Raw genomic sequence first — 12008 nt, 5'->3', positions numbered from 1 at the left:
CGCGATTCTCGGACGAGGCGACTCAGAGCGCTTCCCCGTCCGTCGTGAACAGGCGAAGTTCGAAGGTGAACGCCGTCGGTTCTGGTTCGAGGCGGTACTGCGGAAGCGTCGGCGGGCCGCAACTGGCCGACCCGAGTCCGCAGTGGGCGTGGTCAAGAGACACCCACACGTCGTCGCGGCGCGGCAGTTCGTGTCGGTGGTCGGCGGCCTCCAAGTCGTCGGTGCTGTAGCGGTGCGCGCTGAAGTCGAACGTCCCGTCGCCCGCCACGTGGACGCCGATCCCGCGCTGGTCGGTGAACGTCACCCACCGGGTGTCCGTCCGGTTGCCGTTCTCCTGCGGGGCGACGTACGGGGTGTGCAGTTCCTCGACGGTTCGGGAGTATCGACCCAGCAGGTTCGCCTCCTTGCTATCGACGTACGACTCGCCCGGGCCGCGCCCGTACCACGTCACGTTGTCGAAGTCGCCGTCCAGCGTCAGGTCCAACCCGAGGCGGGGGAGGGAGGGGAGCACCGACAGGTCGCCCTCGGGTTCGACTTCGGTTTCGACCGTTATCGTGCCGTCGTCCGCGACGGTGTACGTCTGCTCGACACCGAACCCGTGGTCGAATATCGGCGGCGCGAGTCGCCCCTCGACTGAGATGGTCACCGCTTCGTCGCCGCGAACCTCGTGCGTCACGTCGTCGGTGCGGAACCGGAGGCTGTCGAGTCCGTGTTCGCGCCACAGTTGCGCGAACCCGATGGAGCGGACGTCCTGCGGCCCGAGCGTCTCCTCCGCCTCGTAACGCTTCATCAGCGTCGAGAGGAGCGTTCTCGGAAGCGGTAGCCCCCGGTCGTTGTCCGTCGGCGCGCGCCACATCCCGACCCGCGGCCCGCGTTCGAGGAGGTCCCGCCCGCGGTACGACAGCGAATCGACGACGCCGTACGTGTCGTCGAAGACGAGTTCGAACTCGGCGTTCGAGACGACGATTCCCCCCTCGGTTTCCTCGCACCGAAGCGGCGACGACGCGGCGGAGACGGGGTGGGAGGGGTCGCCGCCGACGGGGAGTTCGAACTCGCCCGTGGCGACGGTGTGGCCGCGTTCCGCCCACGCCGTCTCGGACGAAAGCGACACCTCGACGCCGAGGACGTGTTCGCCGTCCTCGTCCAGGTACTCGCTCTCGACGGGGACGGAGACGACGTCGCTCTCGCCGGGCGCGACGGACGGCAGGTCGAGGGTACCGCTCTGGACGAGTCGGCCGTCGGTCGACACCCGCCACGTCGCGGTCAGGTGGTCGAGCGACCGGAAGTCGTAGCGGTTCTCGACGGTCACTCGCCCGCGTTCGACGTCGTCGGCGTCGAGGACGACCGGTTCGACGACCTTCTTGTACTCGGTCAGGCCGGGAGAGGGCGTCCGGTCGGGGAAGACGAGGCCGTTGATGTTGAAGTTCGCATCGTTCGGTTCGTCGCCGAAGTCGCCGCCGTAGGCGAACCACTCCGTCCCGTCTTCGGCCGTCCGTCGGATGCCCTGGTCCAACCAGTCCCAGACGAACCCGCCCTGCAGGCGGTCGTGTTCGTAGAACAGGTCCCAGTACTCCCGGAGGTTCCCCGGCCCGTTCCCCATCGCGTGGGAGTACTCGCACGGAATCACCGGGTGGTCCGGGTCCTCCTCGGCGGCCCACGCTTCGAGTTCTTCGAGCGTCGGATACATCGGGCCGACGATGTCTACGACCTCCTGTTCGACGTCCTCCTCATAGTGTATCGGCCGCGTCGGGTCGCGTTCGCGCGTCACCTCGGCCATCGTCCGGTGGTGCGCGCCGAACCCGGACTCGTTGCCCAGCGACCAGATGATGACGCTCGGGTGGTTCTTGTCTCGCTCTATCATCCGAACCATCCGGTCTACGTACGCGTCCTCCCAGTCGGGGTCGTCGCTGATATGCTGGATGGACTCGGCGAACTCCATCCCGTGACACTCGATGTCCGTCTCGTCGAGGACGTACAGACCGTACTCGTCGCAGAGGTCGTAGAACCGGGTGTCGTTGGGGTAGTGGGCGGTTCGGACGGCGTTGAGGTTGTGCCGCTTCATCATCTCGACGTCCTCGCGCATCGCCTCTATGGGAACCGCCCGGCCCCTGTCGGGGTGGAAGTCGTGCCGGTTGACCCCGCGAATCGTCACCGCCTCGCCGTTGACCAGCAGTTGCCCGTCGCGGAGTTCGACCTCGCGGAAGCCGACCGGTTGGGTGACGACGGTGGAACGGTCGCCCTCGGAGACGGTCACCACCAGTTCGTAGCGGTTCGGCGTCTCGGCGGTCCACTTCTCGGGATCCTCCACCTCGGCTTCGAACGCCACCTCGGTCGCCTCGTCGGCGTCGAGGGCGACGGACCGACTCGGTAGCGACACCGGGACGGCGTCGCCGTTCTCGTCCACGAGTTCAGCCTCTACGTCCGCGGTAGCGGACGCTTCGCCCGCGTTGCGCACCTCCACCGCTGCGCGGAGGCGCGCGTCCTCGTACGCGTCGTCCAGTTCGGTTCGGACGTCCACGTCCTCGACGTGCGTCGCCGGAAGCGCGTAGGCGTACACGTCCCGGAAGATACCGCTCAGCCACCACATGTCCTGGTCTTCGAGGTAACTCCCCGTGGACCACTTGTACACCCGGACGGCGACGGTGTTCTCGCCGGGCGTCACCGCCTCGGTCACGTCGAACTCCGCGGGGAGGCGACTCCCCTCGCTGTACCCCACCTCCTCGCCGTTCACCCAGAGGTGGAACGCCGAATCGACGCCCTCGAAGTGCAGGCGAATCCGCCTCTCGTCCCACTCCTCGGGGACGTGGAACGCGCGGCGGTACGAGGCGGTCGGGTTCTCCGTCGGGACGTGCGGCGGGTCCATCGGGAACGGGTACACGACGTTCGTGTAGTGGGGGTTCCCGTACCCCGCCGCCTGCCAGTTCACCGGGACCTCGATGTCGTCCCAGTCGCTCGCGTCGAACTCGGGGTCGTGGAAGTCCGCCGGCGCGTCGGCGGGCGTCTCCGACAGCGCGAACGACCACTCGCCGTTCAGGAGCGAAATCCACCGCGACGCGCCGCGCGCCCCGTCGAGTGCCGTCTCGACGTCGTCGTACGGTAGCACGTCCGCGTGCGGACGGAGGCGGTTTCTGCCGATGATTTCGGGAGCTTGCCAGTCGTCACCCATGTGCCAGTACGTGGCACATCGAGCGCGTATGGTTCTTTCGATTGAGAGGGTATCGTCGCGGTGGAGAGAGACACGATGTGCCGACACACAGTCGTTCGCGGCCGCTCGCGGTCCGTCGGCGTTCCGCGGAACTCCTCGTGCCAAAACATTAATATATCCCCATCCTAATGTTTGCGGTGGGTTAACCATGACAGACTCTGCAGACCCTAGTGTACGCCGTCGGCAGTTCGTGCAGGCGCTCGGACTCGCCGGCGCGGCGGGCGCAGCGGGATGTATCAGTACCGGCGGAAGCACCGACGGAGGGTCCGGCGGGACGAACACCGGCGGCGGGGGGTCGGGAACGGCGATGGCGTCGGACGCCAACGGGTGGGCGTGGAACATCGCCGCCAGAGCGCTGGCGAACGCCGCCGAGACGTACAACGAGAAGAAGGGCGCCAACGTCTCGGTCGAGGAGATGGGCGGGAACACGTGGGAACAGCGGTTCCAGACCGCGATCACCAGCGGAAGCGGCGCGCCCGACTTCTCGGCCATCCAGAACTACGACGTGACGGCCTTCGGGAGCAAGAACGGCCTGATGGACCTCACCGACCGAATCGACGAGGCGGGCGTCCGCGAGGACATCGTCAAGGGGAAGTGGGAGACCGTCAGCGTCGACGGGAAGGATTACGCGCTTCCGTGGGACATCGGCCCGACCGGCGTGTTCTACAAGCGGGACCGCTACGAGGAGGCCGGTATCGACCCCACGTCCCTCAAGACGTGGGACGACTTCATCGAGGCCGGGAAACAACTCCCCGACGGCGTGGCGATGGTGAACATCCCGACGCAGGAGGTGCCGCAGATGTGGCGGATGCTGTTCCGCCAACTCGGCGGACAGCCGTTCACGAAGGACGGCGCGGTGAACATCCACAGCGAGGAGAGCGTCCGCGCCGTCCAACTGATAAAGGACATGCACGACGCCGGCATCACGAAGCGAATCGAGATGTGGTCCGGCGGGTGGTTCACCGCGTTCTCCGAGGGAACGCTCGCGTCGATTCCCACCGCGGCGTGGATGGACGGCACCCTCAGGGCGGAGCTCCCGGACACCTCCGGGAACTGGGGCGTGTACAAGCTGCCGGCGTTCGAGAAGGGCGGCACCCGCGCGTCGAACCGCGGCGGTTCGAACATGGCGATTCCGGCGCAGATCAGCGACAAAGGGGTCGTCAACCGCGCGTGGGACTACATCGAGTACGCGATGACCACGCCCGAGGTACAGAACACGATGCTCCAGGAGTACGGACTCTTCCCGTCGCTGACGACCGCCTACGAGTCGGACATCTACGACGAGGAGCTCGACTTCTACGGCGGACAGCCCGTCTTCCGCCTGTTCGCGGAGGTCGCGAGGGAGATAGAGCCGTACCGCTACACGACCGACACGCCGGAGGTGCAGGACGCCATCAACACGGAAGTCGGGAACGTGTTGAGCGGCAAGAAGTCGCCGAAGAAGGCCGTCAAGGACGCTGCACAGACGGTCGCCGACCGTAGCGGTCGCGACGTAGCATGACGCGCGCCCGTCCCGAACCGCAGCCACCACACCAATGACCCAAAGCACGACAGAAACGGTCGCAGAGAGGAGCGAACGCCGCGTTCCGGCGAGCGGAGGTCCCGAGACGGGGGCGGCGCGAATCGGTGACCGCCGCCGGTCCCGTCGCCGCGGACGAACGGAGGTGTGACCGTCTCATGGTCCTGAACGCGATTCAATCGAGAGTCCGTTCGTCGGGCGCGTACCGGCGGTTCGCCGACCAGTTCCGATACCGTCGCCAGCGGGTCTCCGAGATCGTCCCGCGGATTCCCGCCCTCCCGTACCTCTACATCTCGCCGTTCTTCATCCTGTTCGGGGTGTTCCTGCTGTTCCCGACGGTGTACACGGTGTACCTCTCGTTCTTCCAGTACCTCGGCGCGTCCAACGAGATACTCCTGACCATCGACCTCGGGGTCCTCGAGATAACGATACCGCGGATCGCCGACCTGAAGTTCGTCGGACTCGACAACTACGCGCGATTGCTGTTCGAGGACTCCCTGTTCCACCAGTCGCTTTTCAACACCGCGTTCATCTTCTTCGTCCAAGTGCCGTTGATGGTCGTTCTCGGCCTCGCGACGGCGCTCGTACTGGACGCGAAGTTCATCAGAGCGAAGGGGCTGTTCCGGACGCTCATCGCCCTCCCGGTGGCGACGGGTCTCGTCGCGTACTCCACCATCTTCCTGTTGCTGTTCAACGGCGACATCGGGTTGGTGAACTACATCCTCGAGACCCTCGGCGCGGACGCGATTCCGTGGCTGGGGGACGCGTGGTGGGCGCGAATCACGCTCGTCATCGCGGTGACGTGGCGCTGGCTCGGATACAACATGATCATCCTGCTGGCCGGCCTCCAGACGGTCCCGGAGCAGCTGTACGAAGCGGCCGAAGTGGACGGCGCGTCGCGGTGGCAGAAGTTCCGTTACGTGACGCTCCCGCAGCTTCGGCCGGTGCTCCTGTTCGTGGTCGTCTCCTCGACCATCGGGACATTCCAGATATTCGCCGAGCCGTTCGTCATCACCGGCGGCGGTCCGTCCAACGCGACGATTACGATGGTACAGTACATCTACAGGCAGGCGTTCCTCCAACTCAACCTCGGATACGCGAGCGCGGTTTCGGTCGCGCTCGTCCTCCTCGTGAGCGCCATGTCGATAGTCCAAATCCAGTACGGGGGGACCGAATAATGCGGCAGGCAGCGAAGAAGGAGGCGCTGTGGAAGTTCGGGAGCTACATCTTCCTCCTGACTATCACGGCGCTCGTTCTGATACCCATCTACTGGATGGTCGTCGCCGCGACGATTCCGCAGTCGGAGTTCTTCTCGTGGCCCCCCCGCCTCCTTCCGGGGGTGCACTACCTGGAGAACTTCAGAGCGCTTCAGGAGAACGTCGACTTCGTCAGGAGCATCGGTAACAGCCTCATCATCTCCGTTTCGTACACGGCGCTGTCGCTCGTCCTCTGTTCGATGGCGGGCTTCGCGTTCGCGAAGTACGACTTCAAGTTCAAGGAACCGCTGTTCTACTTCATCCTGGCGACGCTCGTCCTCCCGATTCAGCTGCTCATCATCCCGCTGTTCCTGTTGATGACGCAGATCGGGTGGACGAACTCGTACCTCGCGGTGATTCTCCCGTGGGCGGCGAACCCGCTGGGGATCTTCCTGATGCGGCAGAACATGAAAGCCATCCCCGACGCGCTGCTTGAATCGGCGCGGATGGACGGCGCGACGGAGTTCCAGCTGTACTACAAGATCGCGCTGCCGACGATGCTCCCGTCGCTCGCGGCGCTGGCTATCATCCTCTTTCTCAACCAGTGGCAGGCGTTCCTCTACCCGCTCGTCATCCTCCAGGAGGAGGAGATGTTCACCATCCCCCTCGCCCTGGCGCAGCTCGTCGGGCAACAGCGGGTGTACTTCGATCAGGTGATGGTCGCGACGTCGCTCGGAATCATCCCCATCTTCCTGATATTCATCTTCCTGCAGCAGTACTTCATCAAAGGAATCCTCTCGGGTTCGGTCAAACAATAGGAACAAGACAATGGCAACAATCGACATCACGAAACTTCGGAAGGAGTTCGGCGACGAGGGCAGTCAGATAGTGGCGGTCGAGGACCTCGACCTCACCATCGAGGACGGGGAGTTCATCGTCTTCGTCGGCCCCTCGGGGTGCGGGAAGACGACGACGCTCCGCTGCATCGCCGGACTCGAAGACGTCACGGACGGCAGTATCGAGTTCGACGGGGACGACGTGACCGACCAACGCGCGCGGGAACGGAACGTCGCGATGGTGTTCCAGAACTACGCGCTGTACCCGCACATGACCGTGCGGAAGAACATCGGCTTCCCCCTCAAGCTCTCGACGAAACAGTCGAGCGACGAGATAGACGAGAAGGTGGAGGACGTCGCCGAGTTGCTCGGCATCGAGGAGTTGCTGGACGACAAACCGAAGGAGCTCTCCGGCGGGCAACAGCAGCGAGTCGCCCTCGGGCGCGCCATCATCCGCGACCCGGAGGTGTTCCTGATGGACGAACCGCTGTCGAACCTCGACGCCAAGCTCCGGTCCGTGATGCGGACCGAACTCCAAGAGCTCCAACAGGAGTTGGGCGTCACCACCGCGTACGTGACTCACGACCAAGTGGAGGCGATGGCGATGGGCGACCGAATCGCCATCCTCAACGGGGGGAAGCTCCAGCAGGTCGGCACCGCCAACGAGGTGTACCGCTCGCCGACCAACGAGTTCGTCGCCGGGTTCATCGGGAGCCCCAGCATCAACCTGTTCACCGCGGAGGTGAACGGCGACACCCTCGTCGGGCCCGGCGGGTTCACGTACGCCCTGACGGACGGGTCGCCGGTCGCGGACAGAGACCGAGTGCGCGTCGGCGTCCGCCCCGAGGACATGGAACCCGCCTCCGCGGGGTGCATGCCGAGCGAAGTGACCGTCGTCGAGAACATGGGCAACGAGAACTTCCTCTACGCCGAGATGGGGGACGTGGACCTGACCGCTCGCGTCGAAAGCCAGATGCGCCCCGCCGAGGGGACGGCGGTCAGCTTCGACTTCGAGGAGGAGGACCTCTATCTGTTCGACGCGACCACCGAGGAGGCTCTCAAGACCAAGACGAGCGAAACCGACGTGGACTACGACCAGTACGTCAAGAAAAACAGCGTCTGACACCCTTTTCGGAGCGTCGCTCACGATCGTTCGTTGCGAACACCCTCACGTTCTTATACCGCCCCGGAGATACTGGTTCGTATGTCGATAGGAGTGTGCTACTTCCCGGAGCACTGGCCGGAGGAACGGATGGAGGCGGACGTCGAACGGATGGCCGACGCCGGACTGGAGTACGTCCGGATGGGCGAGTTCGCGTGGGCGCGGATGGAACCGGAACCAGGAACGTACGACTTCGAGTGGTTGGACCGCGCCGTCTCGCTCATCGGCGAGTACGGGATGCGGGCGGTCCTCTGCACCCCGACGGCCTCCCCGCCGAAGTGGTTGGTGGACGAGCATCCGGGGATACTGCAGGAGGAGGCCGACGGGACGACCCGACACTACGGCGGGCGGCGTCACTACTGCTACAACTCGGAGGAGTACCGCCGCGAGACCCGTCGAATCACGGAGAAACTCGCGGAGCGGTACGCCGACAACCCGACGGTCGCCGGGTGGCAGACCGACAACGAGTACGGCTGCCACGGGACGCTCCGGTGTTACTGCGACGACTGCGCCGGCGCGTTCCGCGATTGGCTCCGCGAGAAGTACGGCGACGTCGACGAACTCAACGAGAAGTGGGGCACCGAGTTTTGGAGTCAGACGCTGAACTCCTTCGCGCAGGTCGACCCGCCGCGGCACACGGCCGCCGACCACCACCCCTCGCGGTTGCTCGACTACGACCGATTCAGCAGCGACAGCGTCGTGGAGTACAACCGACTCCAGGTCGAGATCCTGCGCGAGGCGAACGACGAGTGGTTCGTCACGCACAACTTCATGTCCCACGACGACCTCGACGCCTACGACGTGGCGGCGGACTTGGACTTCGCGTCGTGGGATTCCTACCCGACGGGGCACGTGCAGGTGCAACGCGAGGCAGTCTCGAACGACGAGTTACGCGCGGGCAACCCCGATAACCTCGGACTCGACCACGACCTGTACCGAAGCGCGGCCAACGCCCCCTTCTGGGTGATGGAACAGCAACCCGGCGACATCAACTGGCCGCCGTACTCGCCGCAACCCGGCGAGGGCGCGATGCGCCTGTGGGCGCTCTACGCCGTCGCGCGCGGCGCGGACGTGGTTTCGTACTTCCGGTGGCGTCGGTGCCGGATGGGGCAGGAACAGTACCACAGCGGTCTGCTCGACGGCGACGGCACCCCGGACCGCGGGTACCGAGACGCCGTCGACGCGGCGTCGGACCTCGACGAACTCGCGTCGGTCGCCGGGGACGACGCCGACGGGTCGTCGCTCTCGACGCCGGACGCCGACGTGGCCCTCCTCCACGACTACGACAACCTCTGGGCGCTGGATATCGAACCGATGACGCCCGACTTCGACTACTGGCGGCACGTCGAGACGTACTACGCGGCCCTCCGGGAGCGGTCGGTTCACGTGGACGTGGTGCCGCCGACCGCGGAGTTAGCGGAGTACGACGCCGTCGTCGCGCCGACGCTGTACCTCGTCACGGACGAACTCGCCGAGACGCTGACCTCGTACGTCGAGGGCGGCGGCGAACTGCTGGTGACGATGCGGTCCGGCGTGAAGGACGCGTACGACAAACTCCACGACGCCGCGCAACCCGGCCCCCTGCGCTCTCTCGTCGGGGCCGACGTCGAGCAACACGAGAGCGTCCCCGACGCGATGGACGGAACCGTCGTCTACGACGGCCGGGAGTTCGGCTGTCGCGTCTGGAACGAGTGGCTGTCGCCGGCCGAGGAGGGTGCCGAGGTGACCGGTCGCTACGACGGCACGATGGCCGACGGCACTCCGGCTATCGTCCGCAACGCCGTCGGAGACGGCTCCGTCACCTACGTCGGCACGTGGCCGGATTCCGACCTCGCGGGCGCGGTGGTCGGCGACCTGTTGGACCGCGCCGGGGTAGAAACCACGGACGCGTTCCCGGCGCACGTCCGCGTCTCACGCCGCGGCGGCCTGACGTGGATCGCGAACTTCGGCGGCGACTCGATGTCCGTGGACGCGCCCGCGGACGCCGAGTGGGCACTCGGGGGGTCGACCGTCGGCCCCTACGACGTCGCCGTCACCGACGCCGACCCCGCGTCGCTCACGCCGCTATCGGAGTGACTGCCGTCTCCGCCGAGGGACGACCCCCGACGGACAGTCCCTTTCGACCGCCATCTCGGAGATAGACCCGTTCACTCGCCGTCACGGTGTCTGTTCGTGCGGGCGTCCGAACGGGTCGTACGGCGTCGTTCGGAACGCTTACAATCGCATCCGCCGTCGCGGGGAGTAGCGAGACGAGTGACAAAGATGGCTTCACTGCTCACATTCGGCGAGACGATGCTCCGCCTGTCTCCGCGGGCGGGCGAGCGAATCGAAACGGCGCGCGAACTCGAATTCCGTTCGGCGGGCGCGGAGAGCAACGTCGCCGTCGCGGCGGCGAGACTCGGCGCGGACGCGTGTTGGCTCTCGAAACTCCCCGACTCGGCGTTGGGTCGGCGGGCGGTCCGCGACGCGGCCGCCAACGGCGTCGAGACGGAGATATCGTGGAGCGACGACGGTCGGATGGGGACGTACTACATCGAACGGGGGCGTGACCCCCGCGGCACGACCGTCATCTACGACCGCGAGGACGCGGCGGTCCGAACCGCGACGCCCGAGGAGTTCCCGATCGAGGACCTGTACGCGGACGCCGACGCGTTCTACACCAGCGGAATCACCCCGGCGCTCTCGCCGCGCCTCCGCGAGACGACGGCGGCGTTGCTCCGCCGCGCGACCGACGAGGGCCTCACGACGTACTTCGACGTGAACTACCGGGCGAAACTCTGGTCGCCGGAGGAGGCGCGGGAGACGCTGACCGACCTCCTCCCGCACGTAGACGTCCTCGTCGTCGCCCGGCGCGACGCCGAACGGGTGCTGGACCGGAGCGGAACCGCCGAGTCCGTCGCCGACGAACTCAGACGCGACGGCGGGCACGAGACGGTGATCGTCACTCGGGGGTCCGACGGCGCCGTCGCCGCGACGGGCGAGACGGTGCTCGAACAACCGGCGTTCGAGGCGGACACACTCGACCCGATAGGCACCGGCGACGCGTTCGTCGGCGGGTACATCGCGGCGCGACTCGACGGCGACACCGTTGACGACGCGTTGGAGACGGCCGCGGCGACGGCGGCCGTCAAGCGAACGCTCGACGGCGACCTCGCGGTCGTGACGCCCGAGGAGATAGCCCGCGTCCGGGAGGAAGGTGGGAGCGGAATCGACCGGTGAGACGCCGGCGGGAACCGAGCGAGAACCGCCGAACTCTCGGTCACTCCCGAACGCCCCGGCGACGGTTCAGTCCGACCGGGCGGCCTCGACGGCCTCGACGAACTCGGCGGCCTGTTCGGTGACGCCCTCCATGTCGTCGTTCTCGATAGCTTCGTAGTTCACGAGTGCCGACCCCGCGCCGACGGCGACTGCGCCGGCCTCGAAGTAGTCGGCCGCGTCGTCGGCCGAGACGCCGCCGGTTGGCATGATGGGGACGTCGCCCAACGGCCCGCGCAACGCGCTGACGTGACCCGGACCGACGGTCGACGCGGGGAACAGTTTCAGGATGTCGGCACCGGCCTCTAGCGCGGTGACGGCCTCCGTCGGCGTCGTGATGCCGGGAACGGAGACGACGCCCTCGCGGTTGCAGGCGCGGATGACATCCTCGTTCAGGTCGGGCGCGAGAACGAACTCCGCGCCGGCGTCGATGGCGTTCCGCGCGGCGGCGGCGTCCGTGACGGTTCCGGCCCCGACGACGGCGTCCGTCCCGTCGAGTTCCTCGCAGACCGCCGAAATCATCTCCGGATACCGCTCCGCGTCGGCCGTGATTTCGAGGGCGGTGACGCCCCCCTCGTGAATCGCGCTCGCCACCTCGACGATTTTCTCCCGGGGGATTCCGCGCAGAACCGCGACGACTCCGCTCTCTACGAGCTGTCGCTGGACCGCCTGCTTTCTCATCATAGTTCGACCTCGATAGAGACCACCAAAAGGTGTTCGCTCTCGGTGCGATCTGGTACCGAAGCCAGTACTCCCTCCTGTCAGAGGCACCCAGCCTGACGCCGCCGACGTCTCCACCTGTTCGACACCTCTCTCGGCGATATGGACGCCGCTC

Annotated in this window: 8 protein-coding genes; 6 read left to right on the top strand and 2 right to left on the bottom strand. The window is 66.4% G+C overall.

Going from position 1 to position 12008, the window contains the following annotated elements:
* Window positions 1-22 precede the first annotated feature (22 nt).
* The gene (lacZ, locus tag ACZ522_RS02850; RefSeq protein ID WP_379695037.1) at window positions 23-3166 is read right to left on the bottom strand and encodes a beta-galactosidase, LacZ type; all 3144 of its coding nucleotides are present in this window, start codon (window positions 3164-3166) and stop codon (window positions 23-25) included.
* Window positions 3167-3353: 187 nt separating this feature from the next.
* Between lacZ and ACZ522_RS02845 the strand changes: the two genes are divergently transcribed.
* The 6 genes from ACZ522_RS02845 to kdgK1 all read left to right on the top strand — a co-directional run bounded on the left by ACZ522_RS02845 (window position 3354) and on the right by kdgK1 (window position 11137).
* Window positions 3354-4706 (top strand): ABC transporter substrate-binding protein, encoded by a 1353-nt coding sequence (locus ACZ522_RS02845; RefSeq protein ID WP_379695039.1) that lies wholly within the window; start codon window positions 3354-3356, stop codon window positions 4704-4706.
* A gap of 176 nt (window positions 4707-4882) precedes the next feature.
* Entirely contained in the window at window positions 4883-5902 is a 1020-nt protein-coding gene (locus ACZ522_RS02840; RefSeq protein ID WP_379695041.1) for a carbohydrate ABC transporter permease, read from the top strand.
* Window positions 5902-6738 (top strand): carbohydrate ABC transporter permease, encoded by an 837-nt coding sequence (locus tag ACZ522_RS02835; protein WP_379695043.1) that lies wholly within the window; start codon window positions 5902-5904, stop codon window positions 6736-6738. The genes ACZ522_RS02840 and ACZ522_RS02835 overlap by 1 nt, the downstream gene beginning before the upstream one ends.
* A 10-nt stretch (window positions 6739-6748) precedes the next feature.
* On the top strand, window positions 6749-7879 hold the full coding sequence (locus ACZ522_RS02830; RefSeq protein WP_379695046.1) for an ABC transporter ATP-binding protein: 1131 nt from the start codon (window positions 6749-6751) through the stop codon (window positions 7877-7879).
* Window positions 7880-7960: 81 nt separating this feature from the next.
* The gene (locus tag ACZ522_RS02825) at window positions 7961-9994 is read left to right on the top strand and encodes a beta-galactosidase (RefSeq protein WP_379695048.1); all 2034 of its coding nucleotides are present in this window, start codon (window positions 7961-7963) and stop codon (window positions 9992-9994) included.
* Between the two features lie 186 nt (window positions 9995-10180).
* Entirely contained in the window at window positions 10181-11137 is a 957-nt protein-coding gene (gene kdgK1 / locus ACZ522_RS02820) for a bifunctional 2-dehydro-3-deoxygluconokinase/2-dehydro-3-deoxygalactonokinase (RefSeq protein WP_379695050.1), read from the top strand.
* A gap of 66 nt (window positions 11138-11203) precedes the next feature.
* On the opposite strand, the gene ACZ522_RS02815 is transcribed toward kdgK1, so the two are convergent.
* Complete coding sequence (locus ACZ522_RS02815) at window positions 11204-11857, bottom strand: bifunctional 4-hydroxy-2-oxoglutarate aldolase/2-dehydro-3-deoxy-phosphogluconate aldolase (RefSeq protein ID WP_379695052.1); 654 nt, start codon at window positions 11855-11857, stop codon at window positions 11204-11206.
* Window positions 11858-12008: the final 151 nt, after the last annotated feature.

The organism is Halopelagius fulvigenes (assembly GCF_055398025.1).
The sequence above is the reverse complement of the archived record's forward strand: the minus strand, read 5'-3'. Positions and strand labels throughout refer to the sequence as shown.